The organism is Vibrio sp. Y51_MX_L26 (genome assembly GCF_024181935.1).
Lineage (GTDB): Bacteria > Pseudomonadota > Gammaproteobacteria > Enterobacterales > Vibrionaceae > Vibrio > Vibrio diabolicus.
In genome coordinates this window covers 167617-191164 of the sequence record NZ_JAMZAS010000007.1, presented here as the reverse complement: position 1 = coordinate 191164, position 23548 = coordinate 167617, and the positions used below count along the sequence as shown (strand labels likewise).

19 protein-coding genes are annotated in these 23548 nt (G+C 44.4%); 11 read left to right on the top strand and 8 right to left on the bottom strand.

The window, feature by feature from the left end:
- Nucleotides 1–398: 398 nt before the first annotated feature.
- A complete protein-coding gene (locus tag NL645_RS16110; protein WP_250154589.1) occupies nucleotides 399–1013 on the bottom strand; it encodes a hypothetical protein in 615 nt (204 codons plus the stop codon).
- 656 nt (nucleotides 1014–1669) lie between these two features.
- Here NL645_RS16110 and NL645_RS16105 point away from each other — a divergent pair.
- Nucleotides 1670–2056 (top strand): transcriptional regulator, encoded by a 387-nt coding sequence (locus tag NL645_RS16105; protein WP_253652030.1) that lies wholly within the window; start codon nucleotides 1670–1672, stop codon nucleotides 2054–2056.
- Nucleotides 2057–2069: 13 nt separating this feature from the next.
- Here the strand turns inward: NL645_RS16105 and NL645_RS16100 are convergent, their stop codons facing one another.
- Complete coding sequence (locus tag NL645_RS16100) at nucleotides 2070–2357, bottom strand: hypothetical protein (protein WP_253652029.1); 288 nt, start codon at nucleotides 2355–2357, stop codon at nucleotides 2070–2072.
- A gap of 319 nt (nucleotides 2358–2676) precedes the next feature.
- Between NL645_RS16100 and NL645_RS16095 the strand changes: the two genes are divergently transcribed.
- A complete protein-coding gene (locus NL645_RS16095; RefSeq protein WP_078581137.1) occupies nucleotides 2677–3468 on the top strand; it encodes a metallophosphoesterase in 792 nt (263 codons plus the stop codon).
- Nucleotides 3469–3753: 285 nt separating this feature from the next.
- Complete coding sequence (locus NL645_RS16090; protein WP_253652028.1) at nucleotides 3754–5085, top strand: ATP-binding protein; 1332 nt, start codon at nucleotides 3754–3756, stop codon at nucleotides 5083–5085.
- 50 nt (nucleotides 5086–5135) lie between these two features.
- On the opposite strand, the gene NL645_RS16085 is transcribed toward NL645_RS16090, so the two are convergent.
- The gene (locus NL645_RS16085; protein ID WP_182019229.1) at nucleotides 5136–6503 is read right to left on the bottom strand and encodes a site-specific integrase; all 1368 of its coding nucleotides are present in this window, start codon (nucleotides 6501–6503) and stop codon (nucleotides 5136–5138) included.
- Nucleotides 6504–7077: 574 nt separating this feature from the next.
- Here NL645_RS16085 and NL645_RS16080 point away from each other — a divergent pair.
- Nucleotides 7078–7881 carry a MetQ/NlpA family ABC transporter substrate-binding protein gene (locus tag NL645_RS16080; protein ID WP_253652027.1) on the top strand — a complete coding sequence of 268 codons (804 nt, stop codon included), beginning with the start codon at nucleotides 7078–7080 and terminating at the stop codon, nucleotides 7879–7881.
- A gap of 94 nt (nucleotides 7882–7975) precedes the next feature.
- Here the strand turns inward: NL645_RS16080 and NL645_RS16075 are convergent, their stop codons facing one another.
- Nucleotides 7976–8251 carry a hypothetical protein gene (locus tag NL645_RS16075; protein WP_048626615.1) on the bottom strand — a complete coding sequence of 92 codons (276 nt, stop codon included), beginning with the start codon at nucleotides 8249–8251 and terminating at the stop codon, nucleotides 7976–7978.
- A 229-nt stretch (nucleotides 8252–8480) separates the two neighbouring features.
- Between NL645_RS16075 and NL645_RS16070 the strand changes: the two genes are divergently transcribed.
- Entirely contained in the window at nucleotides 8481–9530 is a 1050-nt protein-coding gene (locus NL645_RS16070) for a DUF4382 domain-containing protein (protein WP_046874012.1), read from the top strand.
- A 53-nt stretch (nucleotides 9531–9583) separates the two neighbouring features.
- Here NL645_RS16070 and NL645_RS16065 read toward each other — a convergent pair whose 3' ends face one another.
- Nucleotides 9584–10303 (bottom strand): SIMPL domain-containing protein, encoded by a 720-nt coding sequence (locus NL645_RS16065; protein ID WP_005392213.1) that lies wholly within the window; start codon nucleotides 10301–10303, stop codon nucleotides 9584–9586.
- Nucleotides 10304–10466: 163 nt separating this feature from the next.
- Here NL645_RS16065 and NL645_RS16060 point away from each other — a divergent pair, with 163 nt between their 5' ends.
- The 6 genes from NL645_RS16060 to dhaR all read left to right on the top strand — a co-directional run bounded on the left by NL645_RS16060 (nucleotide 10467) and on the right by dhaR (nucleotide 19097).
- Entirely contained in the window at nucleotides 10467–10733 is a 267-nt protein-coding gene (locus NL645_RS16060; RefSeq protein ID WP_041852999.1) for a hypothetical protein, read from the top strand.
- A 136-nt stretch (nucleotides 10734–10869) separates the two neighbouring features.
- Nucleotides 10870–12618, top strand: coding sequence for a lysophospholipid acyltransferase family protein (locus NL645_RS16055; RefSeq protein ID WP_253652026.1), 1749 nt, complete (start codon nucleotides 10870–10872; stop codon nucleotides 12616–12618).
- A 603-nt stretch (nucleotides 12619–13221) separates the two neighbouring features.
- A complete protein-coding gene (locus NL645_RS16050; RefSeq protein ID WP_065769459.1) occupies nucleotides 13222–15174 on the top strand; it encodes a PTS mannitol transporter subunit IICBA in 1953 nt (650 codons plus the stop codon).
- A gap of 112 nt (nucleotides 15175–15286) precedes the next feature.
- The gene (locus tag NL645_RS16045) at nucleotides 15287–16435 is read left to right on the top strand and encodes a mannitol-1-phosphate 5-dehydrogenase (protein ID WP_253652025.1); all 1149 of its coding nucleotides are present in this window, start codon (nucleotides 15287–15289) and stop codon (nucleotides 16433–16435) included.
- Nucleotides 16436–16492: 57 nt separating this feature from the next.
- Nucleotides 16493–17023 carry an MltR family transcriptional regulator gene (locus NL645_RS16040; protein WP_253652024.1) on the top strand — a complete coding sequence of 177 codons (531 nt, stop codon included), beginning with the start codon at nucleotides 16493–16495 and terminating at the stop codon, nucleotides 17021–17023.
- A gap of 148 nt (nucleotides 17024–17171) precedes the next feature.
- Complete coding sequence (dhaR, locus tag NL645_RS16035; RefSeq protein ID WP_225461762.1) at nucleotides 17172–19097, top strand: dihydroxyacetone kinase operon transcriptional regulator DhaR; 1926 nt, start codon at nucleotides 17172–17174, stop codon at nucleotides 19095–19097.
- A gap of 80 nt (nucleotides 19098–19177) precedes the next feature.
- On the opposite strand, the gene ptsP is transcribed toward dhaR, so the two are convergent.
- Genes ptsP through dhaK form a run of 3 tightly spaced genes read right to left on the bottom strand, consistent with a single transcriptional unit; the run spans nucleotide 19178 to nucleotide 23288 of the window.
- The gene (gene ptsP / locus NL645_RS16030) at nucleotides 19178–21577 is read right to left on the bottom strand and encodes a phosphoenolpyruvate--protein phosphotransferase (protein WP_253652023.1); all 2400 of its coding nucleotides are present in this window, start codon (nucleotides 21575–21577) and stop codon (nucleotides 19178–19180) included.
- Between the two features lies 1 nt (nucleotide 21578).
- Nucleotides 21579–22214, bottom strand: coding sequence for a dihydroxyacetone kinase subunit DhaL (gene dhaL / locus NL645_RS16025; RefSeq protein WP_253652022.1), 636 nt, complete (start codon nucleotides 22212–22214; stop codon nucleotides 21579–21581).
- Between the two features lie 15 nt (nucleotides 22215–22229).
- The gene (gene dhaK, locus NL645_RS16020; protein ID WP_005392233.1) at nucleotides 22230–23288 is read right to left on the bottom strand and encodes a dihydroxyacetone kinase subunit DhaK; all 1059 of its coding nucleotides are present in this window, start codon (nucleotides 23286–23288) and stop codon (nucleotides 22230–22232) included.
- Between the last annotated feature and the right edge of the window lie 260 nt (nucleotides 23289–23548).

Genomic DNA, 23548 nt, shown 5'->3' with positions numbered 1-23548 from the left:
GTCTATAGCTTTACAGGTTACGGTAATCAATACCTTCACTTGTTCCAAAGCACTATCAAGGCAATATCGAGTTGAAAAAACATGGTTATCTGTCAATGACTCGATCTGCTTGGAGAGTCCTAAAAGTTTACGAAGAATTTTATCGAGGGTTAATGTATTGGTTCGCCAATCACTCTGGAAACGGCTATTGGCTATTAATAAATCTATCCTTAATAGATAAATTTGAAGCTCTAAGAGAATGTTCTGCTCTCCAACATTTTCCGATATGAACTTCGCATCTTCTAGGCATTTGTGAAGATTACTGGTATTGATCACGGTAGGTATTTGAGGGGTTAACAACACAAACCTCCTTGGAGGATAAGTGGCTACTATCGAGTAACCACACACCTGCGCCAGTCTTATTTAGATTTGAAAACTAGTCCATTTCTAGCCAGTTCGAAGTCTAGATACTCCCAAAAAGTGAAGTTTGTTAAGCAGATTTCATCATTCTGTCCGATACCTAGAAGAGATTTATCACCTGTTTCTTCATACTCTTCTTCAACTTCATCTGTTGCTTCCCTTAAAGCCTCTTCCACAAGCTGTTCTTGAATATCTTCGTCCGACCAACCTAAGAACTTTGCAGTTAGGTTTGATCTAAGTGGATAGTAATCGTAAATCTCTCCCAGTTGCGGCTCATATCCCTGCTGTATTGCTTTGATGCTTTGCTCCAGCCCATACAGGTAACTAGCCTCATCCCATTTAAATAGTTGATCTTCATCCACCGCAAATACAAGCCAATAATCAGGGTTAATGGCTACCTGCCAGCCTAGATAATTAAACTCTCTGATAATGGAAAAGCGGTCATCATGAGATAAAGGTATGCCCGTTATCTTCTGGATGAGACCTTCACGAACTTTGAACCTATTTTGACCTGCTTCAGCATCTGAACAGTGTTTTTGAGAACACAAAAGAATCAGCTTCGCCACATGCTCATAATTGATATGATTATTTTTAACTCTTCTTTTAATAGGCATAGTTAGTTTCATCCTGTTGTTTAATAAAGTAGTATGTGCTAACAACTAGCTAAACTCGCTTATACCTAAAACTAAGAAAGAAATCTCACGATTTTGCCCGATACTCAAGTCATCAAGCCAGTAAGTAACTCTTTTGTGACGTCTACAGGATGACTGCTCCCTTGTGGTCTTACCCAAAAACGTATTGATTCACCAAGAGTTTGGGGACTTCCATCGTCACCATTGGCTAAAGGGATATTCAAATCAAATGGGAAAAGAGCATTATGGAAGCAAGTGATAATGTCTTGTTTAGAGTTCAACTTACCCTCGTTAATATACCCTTCAGTGAACTCTTTGATTATTGCAGTTTCTAGTAGTACTGACTGAAACCAATCGACAGAGTGCTTATATGAAATGACCCAATTAGGACCATTTACAATATCAAAATTAGTGTCATATTATCCCCAGGACTTTGATTCAGAGAGAGTATCTTTGCTAGCAGCCAAACAAGAGCTAACAATCAACTGAATCGAAAGGGGTTCGATGAGAATAGTCTCTTGACCTTTTACTCGTGAAAGGGGCGTCAATTAGCATAGCGAATATAACTATCCACTTTTTCTTTCAGAACAGCGTCGTATACACTAGGATTCTATTACTTCGTTCTGAGAAGGATACTCATGAAAGCTCGCATTGGGGTTGCATCGGAAGATCTCATTCGTAGGCACATGATTAGTGTGGCCGCAGGCAACATTAGCCATAACAAGCATCTACCGACGCTTTGGTTCACGTCACTAAATGAAGCCTCAAAGCTACTGTGTAATGAGAATATCGAACTAATGCTGCTGATCAATAGAGAAAAGCCTGAAAGTCTAGCTGAGCTTGCGGAGATTAGCGGTCATCATATCCGCGAACTCTCACGAACTCTCGACGACTTATCATCAAAAGGATTCATCCAGTTAGAGGAAAAAGGCAACGCTTGCCGCCCTATTGCTGTATTTACTGACTTTGAGATTATTCTCGGCAAAGAATTAGAGAATACACTGCAAGAAGGCTATCTTTCATGATACCGAACACTCGTTACTGCGGCGCATGCCGCTTGGGTAGCACAGCTTCATGCTGTGCAGACTCGAATGGTGATTGTTCTTGATACTTTCCGTCTAGGCCAACTTGATAGCCATAGATGATCTCTTCCAGTTCTATTTTGAGGGCTTCAGTTACTTCAACTAGCTTATCAGTATTGGTAAAGATAGCGTGATCAAGCAAGTCAAGAAGTCCATTTAGCGTAACCTTACTATCCTTTGATTCGGCTTGCTCGTTATCACTTCTTGTAGCCTTAGCCTCGTTCTTCATATCAGCCTCGCTCATAAAAATGCCTGCCGTACACACGGCTGTAGCACAATTACACTCTCGCCAGCCTCTGAGAAGTTTCCTCAGCAAAAAACCTTAACTGTTTACAATAAAAACGATTAATTTCAGACAGTTATAAACCACCAAGATTTAGACACTAAAAGTTAGTGTCTAAATCTTAGTGCCGAAAAATCAAACAAAGCGTCCAATCATTGTCTTCCATGGAGGTTTCACTTTAAGCTACTGATGTTAAAGCACTTAGCGTATGTGCTCACTTCTCTAATCTAAAAAACCCCTGTACCATGGAGAAGTCAATCAACTCTAAGGTCATGATAGTTTGAAGTTTTACGTTGTTTCCGATCTGCATCTCGACATTCACGGAATACGCCGTGATTTCTGGTATAGCTTCGATAACGAAGCCACTTTAGTCGTTGCAGGTGACACAGCGAACGGCCTCTTAGGCATGGCGTATGTGAAGAATGTACTTTGCCGCCACTTTAAGACTGTGATAATGATTGCAGGAAACCATGAATGGTATAGCAATAAGAGTAAATCCTACCGCCATAGAAGTACGTCCGTTGGGTGCAAATCTAGTGCTAACTCTGACGTTCTCAAAGATTCTAGGAGTTCCGTACTAGCCAAGCTTAAGGCTCATAGTGATACAACTGAAAACCTGTTCTTTTTGAATAATGAGTCAATAAATTTAGATGGATGTAGTATTTATGGAGGAACTCTTTGGTTTCCTATCCACACATACTCGTCTGCGCTGATTGATGTGTACTCAGAACTGATGAATGATACAAAGTACATCAGCCATCAAATGATTGAAGAGCAGCACAAAGCATTCATTAACAACTTTCCAGAGAAAGTTGATATAGCAATATCTCACCACCTTCCATCTAAAGAAGCTTTTGCTTTCGAGCAAAATGCCAGCAGCGATTATGCTCCGTATTATCATGCAGGGTTGAGTAATGAGTTGATCTCAAGAGCTAGGTATTGGGTGGCAGGGCATCAACATGATGCTGTAGAGAAAGTCATCGCTGACGGTAGGACGACATTTATTTGTAACCCCAAGGGTTCTGTACGCTTAACCAGTGGATTACTTACTAATAAAGCTTATTACCTATAAGAGCTAGCCAGCAACAAACTTCGGCATCTGAAAGCCCGCTAGGGCTTTCTCACTGTGATCATTGGCCTTGTGAAGCAACCAATCAGAAATGATGCATAGATTCATCACCTCCCTTCACAATGCCAACACTATCATTCGCACAAATACACACATAACACTTTTACGCGCATAAAAGTGTTATTTAATACATTTTTATGCGCACTTAAATGTTAACGCTTGCATTTTATTGCGCATTTTTATGTAATAAACAATCGACCAGATAAGCACTTTAACTGAGGTGGCTAGATGAAACGAACACTACTTGAAAACCTACTCACCTGGAAAGACAAGCCGACAAGGAAGCCTTTGCTGATTGACGGTGCTAGACAAACTGGTAAAACATTCCTATTGCAGGAACTATTAGGAAGTACATTCGAAAATGTCCTAAGAATCGATTTTCTAGAAAGCCCTGAGTTAATGGAAGCCTTTTCAGGCTCTCTAAACCCTGATGACATCATCACCAACATTGAACTCTTAACAGGAGAAATCTTCGAACCATCGACAGATCTCCTTATTTTAGATGAAATTGGTGAATGTCCAAGAGCGGTCACCTCTCTTAAGTACTTTGCAGAAAAGGCTCCCAAAGCTTATGTTGCGGCCAGTGGTTCAAATATCGGATTGCTCACGTCCTTTCCCGTTGGAAAAGTTGAGCAGCACAACTTAAGGCCACTGACTTTCAGGGAATTCTTGTGGGCATCTGGAGAAAAAGCACTGCACAAAGCATTTGACCAAAAGCTGAACTCTTCAGCTGCTCATACAAAATTAATCGAACTACTGACCGATTATTATTTTGTTGGCGGTATGCCTGAAGCCGTAAACTCATGGTTCGAAAACTCAGAACTCAGTATTATTGAACGCATTGAAGCCGTATCTGAAGTCCATAGGAACTTAATTGAGGGCTACATGCGTGATTTCGGAAAGTACTCTGGAAAAGTGGACGCACAGCTAATCGAATCTGTATTTCGAAGCATTCCCGCTCAACTATCTTCGGTATTCGACGACTCCGTTAAACGGTTTAAGTTCAAGGGAGTTCACGAACGCAAGTCTCGCTATGCTGAATATGAAAGTGCGATTACATGGCTTCACAAGTGTCGGCTTGCTTTAAAAAACCATCCTATTGAAGGACAGCCTCGTTCTCCTTTAGCTGCTTATCAGAAGGACAATACAGTTAAACTATTTCTCTTTGATGTAGGGCTATTGAACCATATGCTCGGTACTGGTTACCGTGAAATCAAACAGCAAGGCTATGAATACAAGGGATATGTCGCCGAAAACTATGTTCAACAGGAAATCGCTGCGCTAGGTATTGAACCAAGTTTCTCTTGGGGAGACGCAAGAGCAGAGATAGAGTTCATTATCGCTGATGACCTAGGTCGAATTGTGCCTGTAGAAGTAAAGAGTGGTAAGCGAACCCGTGCGAAATCATTGCAATCCTACATCGAGAAGTGCAAACCCCACAAGACAATCAAACTTACAGGTACTCAAGGCTCTCCAGCAACAGAGAAGGAGCACATCGTGATGCCGCTTTACTACACCGAATACTTACTTGATCACCTGAATGATCTAGACAAAAACTAGGTAGTAACAAAATTAACAGAAAGCCCCAATGGGGCTTTCAAAAACAATCTTTATTTAAGATTAGCTCTTAGCGACTGAGTACTTTTAATGTCTGGAAAAGGTAACGTTTCAGCGGAGGGTACAACTGACAACGCTGGTGGAACATACCCAATCAACTCTTTCAATTTACTGCTCCAGGCTTCAAGCCCAACTAACTTATCGTCAAAATAGTCATAGCGATCATAGTGACGTGTACTCACATCTTGTAACGCGTGATTTTGAATACGATCTCGAACTTCCTTGCTGATTCGGCATGCCCCCATCAAAGTTTTACACGTTCGGCGAAGATCTTTAGGCACAAACTTATCGAATCCTACGGCATCGCGATAACGAGTCACTGCACGACAAATTGAGCTAGTTTTCATGGGTTCTTCTGCATCTTTGGGATTTGGAAAAACATATCGTCCACCACCAGAAAGCTCATATTGTTTCTGAAGTATTTCAAAAGCCAATCCGTTCAACGGTACGATATGATCTTTTTTGTTTTTGGAACGTTCTTTAGTGATGCAGACAAACCTTTCTTCCCAATCAACATTCCACCATTCAAGTGTAATCACCTCATATGGTCGTTGTCCCCCTAGATAGATGCACAGTTGAAGTAAGTGCCTCAAATCTTGTCCGATGGGTACAAGATCATAGTTTTCACGAAGATCTTTTAGTAGACGCCGTAACTCTCGCCATTCTAAGAACCTTTCACCAATGCGCTCTCCATCTTTTTGCTTTGGAATTGGTGCTACTGGATTGTATTTTATGCCAAATTTCGACTCTAAAGAGAAATAGCGAGGATCGTTATCAAAGCGCATCCCATGGTTAAACGCCGCCATCACATAGCTACGTACTCGGTTGCTTTGGGTGATAGCTCCACGCTGGATCATCATACTAATAACGTATTTAATATCATCTGTCGTTACATCACACGCTTTGGTGTTTTTGTCTATATATGGATAGAACTCTCGTACCAGCGCATTTCGCACGTCTTCATACGTTCTCTTTCCATCTATTTTCATGCGCTCCGTGTAGCTATGAAATAGCTCATCAATGGTTCCTAAGCTTTTACTCTCAGCATCAATTTTTTTCTGCTCGCTCTCTTGTTGTTCAAGGTGCAATTTAGGATCTTTTCCGCCGAGCAACAGTTGTGAGAAAACTTGGGCTTTCTCGCGAGCTTCTGTAAGAGTCATGCTGCCAGCACGTGCACTGAATAAACCGATTGAGATAAATTTTTCTTTCTGGTGCTGGTAGTAGCGAAACACGAACTGCTTTTTCCCACTAGTGAAAATTTTTACTCCCAAACGCCCTGTACCGCGTTGACCTGATTGATCCCAGAGATAATAGGAATTTTTACTACTGGTCGCGGATTGAATTTTAGTAACAGTTAACATTCTGATTTTCTCTTGTCTTTTTTGGCGAAGTTAACTTTCTAGGTCAATAGACATAACCTAAAAGCAGCCAAAAATAATATTGACAGATTTCATGCCTAAGCAAAGCTAGGTCAGGTAATGGGTCAGACAAGAGAAAAGTGACATGAAAATCAATGCAAACTAACGCAACAAAGACAAACAGATAAATATTTGAATTTAATAGAAATTACCAAGCATTGCATACTCATAAAAATGAACCTGGTAGGACTCATAATCGATTGGTCCGCAGTTCAAGTCTGCGAGGGGCCACCAAATTTCGAAAGGCGTAGCAGGTTAGTACCTACTACGCCTTTTTTGTGTCTGCTGACTTTGGGTACAGTTGTGGGTGTAGTAATTCGTTGCTCATCTCATCAACAACTTCAAACTTATTACCTTCCTCGGTTCTACCCCCTCTTTCTTTTCGCTTATTACCAAGCTTTCTATATAGTCGTAGAAACAAAATGTCTGCTCGCTATTTAAACCATTGACCCTTTTTCGACTTCTGATAGGATGGACATGTAAACGTATGGACGTCTAAAACAAAAATGGAGTTACAATGAAAAGTATTCGTCACCTAAAGAAACTAGCTTTGGTTCTCACGGCAGTAGTTGGCTTAAGTGCTTGTGGAGAAAAAGATGGCTCTATCATAAAAGTGGGAGCAACCGTAGGGCCTCATGCTCAAGTAGTTGAAGCAGTAGCGAAGGAAGCAGCGAAGCAAGGCTTGAATGTAGAAGTCATCGAGTTTTCTGATTACGTGACACCCAATGCCGCGCTTAGTGATGGTAGCATCGACATTAACAGCTATCAGCACCAACCATTTTTAGACAACTTCAACAATAGTCATGACGCCCAATTAGTGTCGATTGGTCAATCCATTCTGATGCGCATGGGGCTTTATTCTAACAAGTATCGCTCATTACAAGAGCTTCCAAACAATGCACGCATAGCAATTCCAAACGATCCAACTAATGGTGGTCGTGGTCTATTGCTACTCGCCGATGCAGGTTTAATTGAGCTTAAACAAGGTGTTGGCCACAAAGCCGCCCTAACTGATATTACAAAAAATGCAAAGTCGTTTGAATTTGTCGAGGTAGATGCCGCCCAGTTACCACGAACATTGGATGATGTAGACGCGGCTGCGATCACAATGAACTACGTAATGTCTTCTGGTTTAGACCCGAAGAAACAAAGTATCTATCTTGAAGCAAAAGACGCACCGTTGGCCGTCATGGTAATCGCTACTCGTGAAGCAGACAAAAATAATGAAGCGTATAAAAAGTTCGTTTCTATTTATCAATCTCAAGCAATTCGTGATTATCTCGATCGTACGTTCAAAGGCACAATCGAAGCAGCTTTTTAATCAATAAAGCAGCGAATACTTTGCCCACGAATCAGATAGAAAAGAGGCTAATGTTTTCTCATAGCCTCTTCTTTTCATTACTCACTCAATCGGCTTATTGTCGACTTTCAGCCTCTAATCTCATTGCTAAATAAGCTTGGTCCGCAGAAACCAATTCAGGGCGGTTAATCAACTTCCAAAGGAAGTATGGTGGGATTAAAAATACGACAAAGTAGAGAGATTCATGGAAGAATACATCGGCTATCGCTTGCTGATGCTCCCAGAGTGCCGTCAGTGCAAAGAGCTCTAACATCACACCTAAAACGCCAAAGACGACAGAGACAACAATCGCTAAACCCAATAGTTCTCTAATAAAGTGCTTGTATGCCATGATACTAATTCCTTCTAGCAGTAAATCATACTAACTTACGCTCATAAGAAACAAGCCAGCTTGACTATTATCAAACTCCCCTCATCACAGTTAAGAACTTAGTTTTATAAAAAAGGACTTGTATATAGCGCCATCGAAGATTGACCTCTCTATCACAATACAATGACATCATTTCTCGACTTTGAGACTAGCCTTTTACATTTATCAGCAGTGTAAACAAGAGGTCATAATGAAAAAATATACCTACCCTTTACTTGCCATCTCAGGCGGTCTTTTATTGACGGGCTGTGGTAGCGACGACTCTTCATCCGATACAGAAGCAGCCACTTTTTCTCTCAGCGTTTCCGATGCGCCTGTCGACGATGCCAACAAAGTCGTCTTAGCGTTTAAAGATGTTGTCCTTGTACCATTTGACCCAGAAACTGGCGAACAAACTGGAGAACATATTCTGTTAGATGTTAGTGACAATGGAGCACTACACCAAGTTGATCTAATGGAATATCAGGGAAGTAACGCTAAAACGATCATTAGCGAGCAAGACATCGCTCCTGGTGATTATGCTATGTGTGTGTACGCTAAAGACGGCAAACAATTAAACGATACAACGCTGTCATACGTAGAGAAGACAGATGGCAACATCAAAGGCTTAGTTGTGCCTAGCCGAGGCAGTTGTTTTGGTTTTAAACCAGATACGAGCGATCAAGGTCGCTTGAAGTTTTCGCAAAAAGGTCAGTATGTAAAAGTTCATACTGGTCATAATAGCTATGTTGTCGAGTTTGATTTGCGTAAAGGTCTGGCAGATCCAACGGGCAAAGATTACATGAACATGAACTCTAATGCGGTAAGCTTAGTAAACGCATCAGAATCAGGTCATATCGGTGGTGAAGTCAGTGAAATTCAGTATCAAGCGTGTGAAGCAGACAGTGCAGCATCAAATGCAATAAATGACGTTCCTGCCGTTCACTCAGTCTATCTTTACGCAGGTTCGATGGATCGCTCAACCATGGGCGATATGGGCGCGATGGAACCACTCCAAGCGCCAGTTGCAGTAGCTAACGTGAATGAATCGCAAGACGAAGAAGGTAATACAACCTACAGCTACGAGTTTGGTTACATGGGCCCAGGCACCTACAGTATTGGGTACACCTGTACCGCGTATGTTGATACACCAGATAACCATGAAACATCAGAAGATGGCTTCCTGATTTATCAACATTACACACCTGTTGATGTGGTCGAAGGTGAGCATACAGAGCAAGATATTAATCCTATCCTATAGCTCTCATCTTATCGAAAGCCGCTCACACGATGAGCGGCTTTTTGACTATTATTTTAATCCGATAAGTAATACTGAACGGTTGAGACCACTCGTACTTTCTTAATGTAAGGCGTGTTGCTATCTCGGTCATAAATCGAGAACTGCCCTTGCGTGGCACGTTTGATCTTACCCAGTGAACTCTGTGAGTCTTTCGCAAACTTTTGCGCCACTTCGCGGGCGTTTTTCGTCGCCTCTTCGATCATGTCTGGCTTTACATCATTCAGCTTAGTAAAGCTGTACTCAATGCGGTTCGCGTACGGGTCCTGATTCAGCAGTACGCCTTGTTTTCCTAGCTCACCAATCTCATTAATTGCCGCTCGAACCACATCGACACTTTGACTATAAACCGTAACGGTCCGCGAGGCTAAATAACGAAACTCGATATCTTGCTCACTCCCGTATTGCTGTGCTTTTCGGTCAATGACAGCAGGAGAAGAAAGGGAAACGCTCGTTTCAGGGAGCCCTTTGGCACTTAAGAAATCCAGAATCAAACGCGTTTGCTGATCGATGTCATCAAACATAGCCCCCATATCATTACTCGCTAAGGTGAACTGAATTGGCCAGATCACTGTATCGGCAGAGTACTCTCGTTCAGACAATCCCTTTACCGTTACCACTCGTTCATAGGCTTTGTATTTGACTGCCGTTTGCTGAATAAAAAAGCCCAATACTCCTAAACCAATTATCAGACACAGCCCGAGCCATATTGACGCTTTATTGGAAATCTTCTCCATTCATCCTCCTAATTTCGCCAAAAGTAACAATTCGTCGTATCGATAACATAGCTCAACTATGGCCAGAAAATGGCGACCTAAAGCCAAGTTTTTGTCATATCGTTCGAAATGGTGAATAGAATAAATTACAATTGAACGGTGTTTTATTGTGAGTTTTAAGATTATGTTGAAAATAAAATGGCTGGTAGTTCTGAGCGGATTATTTGTCTCAACGGCTTGTTTGAGTACTGACGACTTAGTAATGGATGACAACTCAACACAAGAACCCCAAGCGGGTATGTGCGATGAAGATCAATGCGAAGGGAAACGCTTTGATGGTCGCATTCTGCTAGACAATGAGCCGACCAAACAGGTCTTGAGCTCACTAGAAAGTCTCGGTGAAACGCTCAACTCTCTGAGTATCCTGATGTTTGCTGGCGACAAAACGTAACGCTAATACGTCCCTATCCCCTCGCCTTTGGTCAACAAAGCTTCACCAGTTTGTCACCAAAGGCTCATGGATTTGCCTCTGAACTGTCATCTGTAATTTCTACTATCCGATCAGCCACTTGTACGCTGAGGTAAATATGGATAGTTCGACCCCTTTTCGTCTCCCTCGTAAAACGCCGTTTGGCATTGGTGAAAACGTTGCAGAATGGGCAACAGGTTTAAGTCAGCTCGATAAATTCTACGCCCAACGCCCCGTGAATGCGGATACCAAAACTTTCTTGCGATTTACGCTGGATATTTTGGGGATCGACTATCGCATTGCCCATGGTTCGCTCGACGCAGTGCCAAAGCAAGGCGCAACCGTCATTGTGGCGAATCACCCTCTCGGTTGTGTTGAAGGCGTGATTCTCGCCGAGCTACTATTGATGATACGAGACGATATCCAAATTTTAGCGAATCAGTACCTAAAAACCGTACCAGAGCTCGACCAACTTTTTATTGGTGTCGACGTATTCGAAGGCAAAGACGCCGTCAAATCGAATATGAAGGCCCTCAGAGCAGCCAACAAACACCTTGCGAATGGCGGCTTGTTATTGGTTTTCCCTGCGGGTGAAGTGTCGCAGTTAGTGGATGCCAAACAACAGCGTTTAGAAGACAAAGAATGGAGCCGCAGTGTCAGTGCGTTAATTCGTAAGAACAAAGCCGCCACTGTTCCCGTCTTCATTCGTGGGCAGAACTCAAAACGCTTCTACATGGCAGGTAAAATCCACCCTCTTTTACGCACCTTGATGTTGGGAAGAGAGCTGCTCAACAAGAGCGCAAAAACCATTGAATTGTCCTTTGGGCAAGCAATCAAGTTTAAAGAACTCAATAACCTCAACGATGATCAGATCGTCAATTATCTGAGGCTTAACACCTACCTGCTTAACCGCGATGTAAGTGCCACTCAGCAAACGGTCTCAGACAATGATCTCTTACCTATTGCAGCAGGGTTACCCATAAGCCAATTGCTTGAAGAGCTGCACAGCTTACCAAAAGAGTCCAAGCTACTAACAAGTGGTGAGTTCGATGTTTACTGCACGGAATCGCAGAGTATCCCTTCCCTACTGCATGAAATTGGTCGCCTACGTGAGCTAAATTTCCGACAGGTTGGCGAAGGAACGGGACTAGCAATAGACATTGACCATTTCGATCATGATTACCTGCACCTATTTGTGTGGGATCGTGAGAACCAATGCATGGTAGGTGCTTACCGTCTTGGATTAGTTGATCAATTATTGGCGAAATATGGCGTAGAAGGATTGTATTCGCGCACATTGTTCAACTATGACCAACGCTTTCTCGATCAAATGGGTAAGTCGATTGAAATGGGTCGTTCTGTGATTGCCGAGCAATATCAAAAAAGCATGAGTGCCCTACTCTTACTCTGGAAAGGCATAGCGACTTTTGTCCATCAACATCCCGAATACACGCACTTATTTGGCCCAGTGAGCATCAGCAACGATTACAGCCATACCGCGCGTCAGTTGCTGGCACAATCGATGACCCTACACCACTACGACAACGACTGCGCCGAATACGTCACTCCGTCAAACCCACTGCCAGAAACCAACTTAAACTGGAATACCAGCATGCTAACCGCATTGGGAGATTTACAGTTGCTATCTCGCGTGATCGCTCGAATTGACGAAGGCAAAGGCGTCCCGGTATTACTGCGCCAATATTTGAGTTTGAATGGTAAGTTGGTGTGTTTTAACGTCGATCCGGCGTTTAACAACGCACTGGATGGATTGATTATGGTGGATTTACGCGATGTGCCTGAGAAAACGCTTGCACGTTACATGGGCAGTGGAAACGCGCGCGAGTATTTAGCTCTGAACCATTAACCGTCGTCGGAGGTATCGCGCTGCTCAAAATCGCTCTAAACAACACAACGCGAGCAGCGTGATGCGTTATTTACCCATAAGACATTAAAAACAAAGTGTTTAGTTAAACTCATCGCAAAAAGGCCTGTCATCTCAAGCTTTAATCCACAAAACGCCAACATCGCACAAACGTTCACGTTATAAACTTTCACAAAACCTCAAAATGGTCATAGATCACATTTTCAATCAAACCTGACGTCAAACAAAATGTGACACTGATCATCTCGAGTATTTAATTTGAATTGAAAAAGAAATTAAAGGTGATCTTAATCACAATGAATTTTGATTTTATATTTGTCAGAAGATCGAATTGATCACTAATATTTTTATTGACAGATTTGAAAGTCATTTTTTGTTATTAAGTTACATATCAATTAATTGATCATCATCACTTAAAAAATGCTTTTCATCCGAAGAAATGCGGGGGTTGATCACGAAAAACCCGTCGTCAGTTCCAATTGGAAAATGTGTGGTAAATTGATTGGGTACTAAGCAATCAAACAAGCGGTTTTGGCGAACCGTTTACGACAACATATTCATCAGAACATCGAACGGGGAATTGTTATGATATCACCAGATGCCAAGATCAAGATACAAAATTTTGGTCGTTTTCTGTCAAACATGGTAATGCCTAACATCGGCGCGTTTATCGCGTGGGGCTTTATCACTGCTCTATTTATCCCAACCGGATGGCTACCAAATGAGACGTTAGCTTCCATGGTTGGTCCTATGATCACTTACTTGCTGCCACTACTGATCGGTTACACCGGTGGTAAATTAGTGGGCGGCGATCGCGGCGCGGTCGTTGGTGCAATCACTACCATGGGTGTGATTGTCGGTACCGACATCCCAATGTTTATGGGTGCAATGATGGTCGGCCCAATGGGCGGCTGGGCAATCAAAAAATTCGATAACTACATCGACGGTAAAGTAAAAAGCGGCTTCGAGATGTTGGTGAACAACTTCTCTGCGGGCATCATTGGTATGCTGTGCGCCATTTTGGCTTTCTTCCTTATCGGTCCATTTGTCAAAGTGCTTTCAGGCGCATTGGCAGCAGGCGTAAACTTCCTTGTTTCAGCGCACCTTCTGCCACTGACTTCTATTTTTGTTGAGCCAGCGAAGATCCTATTCCTAAACAACGCGATCAACCACGGCATCTTCTCTCCACTGGGTATTCAGCAAGCGTCAGAGACTGGTCAATCGATCTTCTTCCTAATCGAAGCAAACCCAGGTCCTGGCCTAGGTATCCTGCTGGCTTACATGGTGTTTGGTAAAGGTACGGCTCGTCAAACGGCAGGTGGTGCATCCATCATCCACTTCTTCGGCGGTATCCACGAGATTTACTTCCCATACATCCTAATGAACCCTCGCCTAATCCTTGCGGCTATCGCAGGCGGTATGACTGGCGTATTCGTTCTAACTATGTTTAACGCAGGTATCGTTTCTCCAGCATCACCAGGCTCGATCTTCGCAATCTTGTTGATGACTCAGAAAGGTTCAATCGTTGGTGTTCTAGCGTCTATCGCAGCAGCAACAGGCGTGTCATTCGCCGTAGCAGCACTGCTAATGAAGACACAAACGTCAACGGAAGAAGACGGTGATGAAGCAGCACTAGAAAAAGCAACATCACAAATGAAAGACATGAAATCTGCATCTAAAAACGATGCGGTGGTAAACAACCAAAGCAAAGGTGACGTAGACCTAGCGACAGTACAAAGCATCATTGTCGCTTGTGATGCGGGCATGGGCTCGAGTGCAATGGGCGCGAGCATGCTACGCAAAAAGGTTAAAGACGCAGGTCTGAACATCCACGTAACCAACCTTGCTATTAACAGCTTACCAGAGAGTGCAGATATCGTGATTACTCATAAAGACTTAACGGATCGTGCACGTAAGCATGCTCCAAACGCACACCACATTTCATTGACGAACTTCCTAGACAGCGAAATGTATAACCAGCTAGTCACCAAGTTACTGGCAGCACAAAACCAATCCGCAGCCAATGACGACCAAATGGTGAAAGTGTCAGTCATGGCGGCGAACGACGACTGCTTTGAGCCACAGCAGCCATCGGTTTTCCAAATCCAGCGTGAGAACATTCACCTAGGTTTGAAAGCAGCCAACAAAGAAGAAGCCATTCGCTTTGCAGGCAACAAATTGGTTGAACTTGGCTACGCAGAACCAGAATACGTAGACGCGATGTTTGAGCGTGAAGCGTTGGTTCCAACTTACCTTGGCGAGTCTATCGCGGTTCCTCATGGCACCGTAGAAGCGAAAGACCGCGTGAAGAAAACAGGCATTGTAATCTGCCAATACCCATCGGGTATCCAATTTACTGAAGATGACGACGATGTCGCGAAACTGGTTATCGGCATTGCCGCTAAGAACGATGAGCACATCCAGGTGATCACCACCATTACGAACGCGCTCGATGAGCCGGAAGCAATTGAGAAGCTAACCAGCACCAACGATGTGGAAGAGATTCTGAACATCCTTGGCGGTCAACAAGCGGCTTAATTACTCCTTTAATTTGCTCCTGAGGCAAATGAGGTCAGCTGTCACCCCCTATGCGGTTGGCCTCACCCTAGTTTCGTAAGTCAACATTTTCAGATATTGGTAGGTAAGAATTATGAAAAACGCAGTTCATTTTGGTGCAGGTAACATCGGTCGTGGTTTCATCGGTAAACTCTTAGCAGACGCAGAAGTCGAGGTCACTTTCGCTGACGTTGATGCGCCGTTGGTAGACCAGCTCAGCCACAAACAAGAATACAAAGTGAAAGTCGTGGGCACCGAGTGCCAAATCGACACTGTTACCCACGTCACAGCGGTAAACTCAGCCAGTGATGACGTGATTGATCGCATCGTCAAAACCGATTTAGTTACCACTGCGGTCGGTCCAAACGTATTAGATATCATCGCGAAAACCATCGCGAAAGGCATCGCCAAACGTTTTGAAGCTGGCAATGACGCGCCACTTAACATCATCGCCTGTGAAAATATGGTGCGTGGTACCACACACCTAAAAGGTGAGGTGTACAAGCACTTGGATGAATCACTGCACACAAAGGCAGACGAGTTGGTTGGCTTTGTTGATTCAGCGGTAGACCGCATCGTGCCACCAGCAGAAGCCGCCAACGATGATCCACTAGAAGTCACGGTAGAAAGCTTTAGTGAATGGATTGTCGATGAGCAACAGTTTAAGGGCGATATCCCAAACATTGCTGGCATGGAAAAAACCAACAACCTAATGGCATTCGTAGAACGTAAGCTGTTCACCCTAAACACAGGTCACTGCATTACCGCTTATTTAGGTTGTTTGAAAGGGCACCGTACCATTCGTGAAGCAATTGAAGACCCAAGCATTCATGCTGAAGTAAAACAAGCAATGCACGAAAGCGGAGAAGTACTGATCAAGCGCTACGGTTTTGATCGCGACATGCACAACGCTTACATCGAAAAGATCCTAGGACGCTTTGCCAACCCATATTTAGTGGATGAATTGGATCGCGTTGGACGACAACCAATTCGTAAATTGGGTGCAAATGATAGATTAGTGAAGCCGTTACTCGGTACAATTGAGTATGGCACTGAAAATCAAACACTTTTGAAAGGCATTGCTGCTGCGTTGAAGTACACTAACGACACCGACCCACAAGCGGTGGAACTACAAACCTCATTAAAAGCCGTGGGCGTAAAGAAAACGCTAGCAACGTACACTGGCCTGGCTGAAGACAGTGTTGAAGTGGCTCAAATCGAAGTGATTTACCACCAGCTTTAATCGAATCAAGGGGAGCTCTGCTCCCCATAAATATAATTTTAAACAGTTACTCAGTATATGGCAGATAACATCAACGAAACCGAGATCATTGAACGATTAAACAGCGCGCCATCGGTACGAGGCTTTTTTATTGCAGCAGTCGATGTGTTCAACGATTCCATCGACGGGCTAATACAAAGGATCTTTCGTAAAGATAACTTCGCCGTGCAATCGGTTGTTGGTCCCCTACTGCAAGACTCCGGACCGCTGGGCGATCTCTCCGTTCGTTTGAAACTCCTATTTGGCTTAGGCGTCCTCCCAGACGATATTTATCATGATATTGAAGACATCATTAAGCTGAAAAACCAACTGAACAGCGATGCATCGGACTACGAGTTCACTGACCCGAATATCCTAGAACCGATCAAAAAACTGCATCTGGTGAAGAAAATGGGCATGGTGCAATTAGAAGTCAACGAACCTGATGACGACATCGACCTTGAGTTTTATCAACTCCAACTTCTGCGCCAACAACAAATCATTAAGTCCGGCCTGTCACTCGCGATTGTCGAGATTTGTAACGAACTGGGCAAAGACAGCCCTTTTTAACCCAACCTCCGGCAAGGAACGCCTTCTCTACTAGCCTCTTTTCTTTGCGTATCCTTTCTGTATGACGTGCGTGAAAGCCATCACAGTCCATATTCGTATGTCTCTGTAATATCAGACCAATCTATCGCTGGTATTGAAACGGTATGGCATGCTTTCAATCGAAGACACTAAAACCAAATGGGAGTTTTTCCAGAAACACCATTGGGTATCTCCAGAATTTTCCCGCACACCCGTACTTGAGTCGTGGGAGCGTTGCATAAAGCAATGCAGTCCTTACACCTGGTCAAAGCCACATATTGCCTCTGGCTTTACCTTCTCATCTCTGATGAAACGCAACGAGCACCTCATCGAATGCGCCACGACCGTACTTGAAGACACTTACGACATGCTAGGGGACGAAGACCTGCTATTGATGGTGACTGACGGCAACGGCTGCGTTCTTTCCGTTGTGGGACATCACTCTATGCAGCAAGAGATGCAGGCGCTCGGCATTAAACAAGGCTGTTTTCTATCTGAAGGAAAAATTGGCACAAATGCGGTCAATCTCTGTATTAGTACTCATATCCCGAGTGAAGTTTTCGCAGCAGAACATTTCAATCGCCACTTACATTCTTATGCCTCTGTAGCAGCGCCTGTTTTCGACCAATTTGGCAAGTTACGCGGCACAACATGCCTTCTCAAAAAAGCAGAGACCTATAAGAAAGAAAACTTAGTCATCATCGCGTCGAGCGCGAAAGAAGTCAGTTTGCAAATCCATATTCAGTCGGAACAAGAAAACATTAACCGCCTCACTTGTGCTCACAACGCAACACTAGAATGCATGGATGACGGCCTTCTGGCCTGGGATGAAGAAAGCCGTATCACCATGGTAAATCATCAATCAGAGCGTTTGTTAAACATTGAAGCCAGTCAGGTTTTGGATAAAGAAGTCTTTTCTGTTTTACGTTTCCCGCCAAATGTCCTCAATAGTCTTGAGTCGGGTGCAAGCATCAACCGAAAACTCACAACGGTAGAGGTTCGTGGCGAGTTTGTTGAAGCGATCATTACCTTGCGTCCACTCAACGACGGCACACACTTATTATTTTTGCATCCCATCGATAAAATTCGCGAACTTGCTCAACAACAAATAGGTGGCAGTGCGCGCTATACATTCAGCACTTTGCCTGTTATTTCACGAAAAATGAAGCATGTCATTACCGTGGCAAAACGGGCCATAAAGTCCAAATCACCAATTCTAATTACAGGTGAAGAAGGTGTAGGAAAAGCCACTCTCGCCATGGCGATTCATAACGAAAGTACCTACAAAGAAGGGCCGTTCATTACGCTCAACTGTCGCTCCATCAATACAGAACAACTGGTCAAAGAAACCCTGGGATACGACGAGGGACAAGGCATGCCCTCTAAGTTTGAACTCGCCCATGGCGGTACGCTCTTTTTGGAAAAGGTGGAATATCTGTCGCCCGATTTACAAGCCGTGCTACTTAAGTTGTTAAAAACTGGGCTCGTCAGCCGCAGCGACAGTTTGCGATTGATCCCCGTAGACTTTCAACTTATTACCAGCACCTCTTCAGAGATCAGCGAGTATGTCACTCAGCGCTCATTTGGTCGGCAACTTTATTATGAAATCTCCTCGAACGAGCTGCATATTCCACCACTAAGAAAGCGCAAAGAAGATATTGAATTTCTCGTCCAGCAGCTTATCAGCCATTATGAGCGCCGCCACAATGTGACGATCTCGATAGAGCCAGTCGCACTGGAAGCGTTGATGAATTTTCGTTGGTCAGGCAATAACTCCGAATTAAGAAACCGAACTGAGCGAATTTTGCTTAACCGCAGTTCGAACTTAATTAAGCTGAACGATATTCCAGAAGACATTAAACTGAATTCTCGCCATACCGCAGAGAATACGCCGGTAATCACGCTAGAAGAAGCTGAGAGAAGAGCGATTGTTCAGGCTTGGAATCAGTGTGATGGAAAGATGCATGATATGGCGAAAGCATTGCAAATTGGCCGCACGACCCTATGGAGAAAAATTAATAAGTTTGGGCTGCAGGAGCAAATGAAGCTGTATTAAGCCGTGAAGTGGCGTTCCTATAACAAAAGTAAAACCGGCGTAAGCACGCCGGTATAGATGTACTAACGATAAGGTATCGATTAAACATCAATAGACAACTGACGAATCTGCGCTTTTAGTCCCGGTAGCAGACTAGAACTGGCGCTGAATTTTCGTAACCCCACGCGAAGCAATGTTTCTGTAGCATTTGGATCGCCAGCCATCTCACCGCACATACTGACCGGTATGCCCGCGCGATCGCCTGCTGCACACGTGAGTTCAATGGCTTTTAGTACCGATGGTTCAAAGTAGTTCACTAACTCAGCAACGGCGGCGTTGCCTCGATCGGCAGCCATAACATATTGAGTCAAATCATTGGTGCCAATAGAGAAAAAGTCGACTTCTTGTGCTAACGCATCTGCATTTAATACCGCGGCGGGTACCTCAATCATAATACCAACAGGCAAATGAGTCGCATCCAAGCCGAGTTGGGTTGCTTGATGTGCCAACAGCGCTTTTACTTTTCTCACTTCTTCAACCTGAGCCACCATCGGTATCATCAATTGAATATTCGGTTGCTCGTGAAAAGCTCTCAGAATGGCTCGAAGTTGGGCGGTAAACAATGACTCATGTTGAAGGCACAACCGCACCCCTCTCAAACCTAAAAATGGATTATCTTCCGATGGCATAGGGTAAGCGGCTAAAGGCTTATCACCGCCAACGTCTAGACTACGAATCGTAAGTGGCTTATCACCAAGTGCGGCGGCAATATCACGATACACTTGATATTGCGCTTCCTCAGTTGGCAATTCATCACTGTTTTGAAATAGAAACTCAGTCCGAAATAGACCAACGCCCTCAGCCCCCGATGTTAGCGCATCATCAATATCCTTTGGTCCGCCAATATTGGCGAATACTGGAATATGGACGCCATCACAGGTGACTGCGGCTTGCTGAGCACTCGCTAGCGAACTTTGTCGGGAGTTTTGCCACTCAATTTGCTGAGCTTCTAATTCCTGCTGTACGACATCTGAAGGAGAGAACCATAAATGCCCTCGGAAGCCATCAATAGTCACCACCTGACCAGCACGCACAGCATCAAGACAGCCCTGAGCTTTAACGATGGCAGGAATCCCCATCGCACGAGCAAGAATCGCACTGTGAGAGGTTTTCCCTCCTTCACTCAAACAGATACCAAGCACTTTCGATTTATTAAGCCCGGCCACATCAGAAGGCATCAGGTCGCGGGCCAACAAAATACTCGGTTCCTGAATGTCGATGGCATTAGGCGTTACACCTGTCATTTCAACCATAACCTGGCGTGCGATATCATGCACATCAGCTTCGCGTTCCCGCATGTACTGGCTTTCAGCCTGGCGAAACTCGTCGGCTAACGTTTGCAGTGATTCTATCCAAGCTTGCTCGGCTATCATGCCCGTTTGAATTCGCGACTCGACCGATGCCCATAATTCTGGGTCACTGAGCATCATGCTATGAGCAGAAAATATTTCCCCTTTCGGCTGCTTCGCTTGCTCCTGCAAATGTTGAACAACCACGCCTATCGCATGCTTAACCCGTTCAATTTCATCTTGTTCACTTTGGAAATCACGTTCAGGCACAGCTGGCATTTTATGAGTAAAAAGGACAACTGGAGCAGTAGCGATACCGTCATTGACTCGAATACCAACAACAGCACCTTCAATCTGATTAGGGACCATGTCATCGAGCAAAGTATCCGTGCTCTCTTCAGATTCGATAATGCCTTGCTCAACCGCCTCTTTTTCTCCGAAGTGCTCACTAGCTAAGGCTTCAAATGCCTTGATTGCTTCACTGGATTGAGAGCCGAGTGCGCACAGCGTGATCGTCTCTTGGCTACGAACGCCAAGTTTCGCAATGCTGTTTAAGCTTTTCGCGTTTACACGGCGCTCGCCTTTTTTCAACCATAATTGGCAGTCAAAAGGCGCGAGTGCACCAACAATGGCCGCAGCGGGACGAGCATGTAATCCATGCGGATTTTGCACTACCCAATCAAATGTCCGTTCTTGCTCAAAGTTCTCTGATACTGGCGCTATCTCAGCGGATGTTAGTGGCTGATCACCAAGGTGCTCCCGTTTTACGCTTAACGCATTCTGTGCCTCTTCGACTACCGTCGATAAAGGTAGCCCGGCAGCAGCAGCCACCGACGCCGCCATGGTCCCTTCAACAATGGGGGCCGAGATAAGGGTGACATTTTCCCTCACATGATCATCAATCAGATCCAGAGCCATTTCCGTGCTAAGCAAGGCGCTGCCAAGATCCATCAACACAACAACCCCTTGTTGATCATGTACCTGCTCAATCGCTTCCATCACGGCTATGGCATCGGTTCCGATCGGGTTCTCTGGATCATCAATCCCAGCCGCAATCGCAAGCTTGGCTTTGCCTTGCGTCATTTGGGTGGCAAGTTCGGCCACCCCTTCTGCAAGGCGACGACTATGAGATACAACTACAATTCCCACCATCTTAATTACCTGCTATTGCCTGCTGTAGTGCTTTAATCATTAACAAAGAAGAGGTTGCGCCGGGGTCTTGGTGACCAATACTACGTTCACCTAAATAGCTTGCTCGCCCTTTTTTCGCCAACATTTCAATCGTGGAAACCGCGTTCGTTTCTGCTAGCTCAACCATTTCATTCAATAAATGGTCAGCGCTCATGCCATTTTCTAACGACGCCTTCACGCTAACTAAAACGGGTAACCAAACATCACACATGGTTTTATCACCCAGTTCCGCTTTACCACGAGACACCACGCCATCCACACCGCTTTTTAGTGCATCAACCAACTCTTCAAACGTTAGTTGCTCTCGAGTTCCGACAGCGGCAGCCGTGCGAATAAACAGCGTGCCATACAGCGGGCCACTTGCCCCACCGACACTAGAAAGCAAGGTCATGCCCGTATTCTTGAGAATGCTGCCGATATTTTGGTCCGCAAATTGCGGCAGTTTTTCCGCGACTTTTTTAAAGCCTCGGTTCATATTGAGACCATGGTCTGCGTCACCAATATCACGATCAAGGTCGGTCAGAAAATCTTGATTCTCTTGATACGTTTTTGCACATAGCTCTAACCAGTGAACGATATGTTGTTTTTCAATTTGCATGTTTGCTCCCCCCTGTTACCACTTGATCGCGGCCGTATCGACAGGAGCATCAAACAGCTCCAACATCTCTTTATCTGCCTTCAGCAACGTAATTGAAACGCCTTCCATATCGAGTGATGTACAGAAGTTACCAACCATATTACGCACGATACGGAACCCTGCTTGCTCACAGTTATGAGCAAGACGGCGGTACACTCCGTAAAGCTCTGAAGTTGGCGTACCGCCCATACCATTCACCATCACAATGTAGTCGTGTTCAGAGGCGAAAGGCTCAATGCTGGATTCCACTTCATCCCATTCACCTTCGTCACGATTCCAAATACGCAAAGTGCGCTGATAAGGTGTGTTTTCAGCAACTTCAGCAAACATTTCATCCACTAACGTATCGACGTCGGTGTACTTCACTCGCTTGATACCTGGTTCACCATGGATACCAACACCAAACTCCACTTCATCATCTTCCAGAACAAAAGATGGTTTACCCGCCGCTGGCACAACACAAGCATTAAGCGCCACGCCAAATGAGCGACAGTGATTATTAACGCGACGAGCCAGTGCTTCACATTGCTCCAGCGAATAACCTTTGTTCGCGGCAGCACCAACTAACTTCTCAACCAATACCGTTCCAGCGACGCCACGGCGACCAGCGGTATACAGGCTGTCTTTGACTGCAACATCGTCATCCACCAACACCGACCCAACTTTAATGCCATCGGTATGAAGGAGCTCCACGGCAGTTTCAAAGTTCAACACGTCGCCAGTGTAGTTTTTAATGATAAACAGCACGCCCTCACCAGTATTCACTTGGTTGCCACATTCGTACATTTGATCAGGCGTAGGTGAAGTAAATACCTCTCCTGGGCAGGCGCCTGTCAGCATGCCTTTACCAATAAAACCTGCGTGCAAAGGTTCATGACCACAGCCACCACCAGAAACCAATGCCACTTGCCCCGGCGTTTCCTCATGCCACATGTAACGAGGTTCGTAGTTAGCTTTTAGCTCAGGGCGGGACAATGCCAGGCCTTCCATTTGCTGCAATACAACATCATCGACTTGGTTAATTAACTTTTTCATCGTTCTATCTCATTCCATTTATATTTTTATGTAGGGTATGAATTCATCTTAAACAGAGAAAAAACGTGCTCAACAAAAATCAATCCGTTTCATATTGAAACAACAACTTCGGCATTTTTGTTTCAATATGAAACGAAAAACGACGAATTGGCTTGAATAGTGATCGGCGCCATAAAGCATGGTGATGCTTATTACTTCTGACAGTCGGTTTGACACAGAGGTCATAAAAGCATGGAACAAAACCAGAGATATCCTTCACC

Excerpts from the sequence above, each read along its gene's own strand:
- NL645_RS16110 (WP_250154589.1), bottom strand. The coding sequence starts at position 1,013 with ATGCCTATTAAAAGAAGAGTTAAAAATAATCATATCAATTATGAGCAT.
- NL645_RS16105 (WP_253652030.1), top strand. The coding sequence starts at position 1,670 with ATGAAAGCTCGCATTGGGGTTGCATCGGAAGATCTCATTCGTAGGCAC.
- NL645_RS16100 (WP_253652029.1), bottom strand. The coding sequence starts at position 2,357 with ATGAGCGAGGCTGATATGAAGAACGAGGCTAAGGCTACAAGAAGTGAT.
- NL645_RS16090 (WP_253652028.1), top strand. The coding sequence starts at position 3,754 with ATGAAACGAACACTACTTGAAAACCTACTCACCTGGAAAGACAAGCCG.
- NL645_RS16085 (WP_182019229.1), bottom strand. The coding sequence starts at position 6,503 with ATGTTAACTGTTACTAAAATTCAATCCGCGACCAGTAGTAAAAATTCC.
- NL645_RS16080 (WP_253652027.1), top strand. The coding sequence starts at position 7,078 with ATGAAAAGTATTCGTCACCTAAAGAAACTAGCTTTGGTTCTCACGGCA.
- NL645_RS16075 (WP_048626615.1), bottom strand. The coding sequence starts at position 8,251 with ATGGCATACAAGCACTTTATTAGAGAACTATTGGGTTTAGCGATTGTT.
- NL645_RS16070 (WP_046874012.1), top strand. The coding sequence starts at position 8,481 with ATGAAAAAATATACCTACCCTTTACTTGCCATCTCAGGCGGTCTTTTA.
- NL645_RS16065 (WP_005392213.1), bottom strand. The coding sequence starts at position 10,303 with ATGGAGAAGATTTCCAATAAAGCGTCAATATGGCTCGGGCTGTGTCTG.
- NL645_RS16060 (WP_041852999.1), top strand. The coding sequence starts at position 10,467 with ATGTTGAAAATAAAATGGCTGGTAGTTCTGAGCGGATTATTTGTCTCA.
- NL645_RS16055 (WP_253652026.1), top strand. The coding sequence starts at position 10,870 with ATGGATAGTTCGACCCCTTTTCGTCTCCCTCGTAAAACGCCGTTTGGC.
- NL645_RS16050 (WP_065769459.1), top strand. The coding sequence starts at position 13,222 with ATGATATCACCAGATGCCAAGATCAAGATACAAAATTTTGGTCGTTTT.
- NL645_RS16045 (WP_253652025.1), top strand. The coding sequence starts at position 15,287 with ATGAAAAACGCAGTTCATTTTGGTGCAGGTAACATCGGTCGTGGTTTC.
- NL645_RS16040 (WP_253652024.1), top strand. The coding sequence starts at position 16,493 with ATGGCAGATAACATCAACGAAACCGAGATCATTGAACGATTAAACAGC.
- dhaR (WP_225461762.1), top strand. The coding sequence starts at position 17,172 with ATGCTTTCAATCGAAGACACTAAAACCAAATGGGAGTTTTTCCAGAAA.
- ptsP (WP_253652023.1), bottom strand. The coding sequence starts at position 21,577 with ATGGTGGGAATTGTAGTTGTATCTCATAGTCGTCGCCTTGCAGAAGGG.
- dhaL (WP_253652022.1), bottom strand. The coding sequence starts at position 22,214 with ATGCAAATTGAAAAACAACATATCGTTCACTGGTTAGAGCTATGTGCA.
- dhaK (WP_005392233.1), bottom strand. The coding sequence starts at position 23,288 with ATGAAAAAGTTAATTAACCAAGTCGATGATGTTGTATTGCAGCAAATG.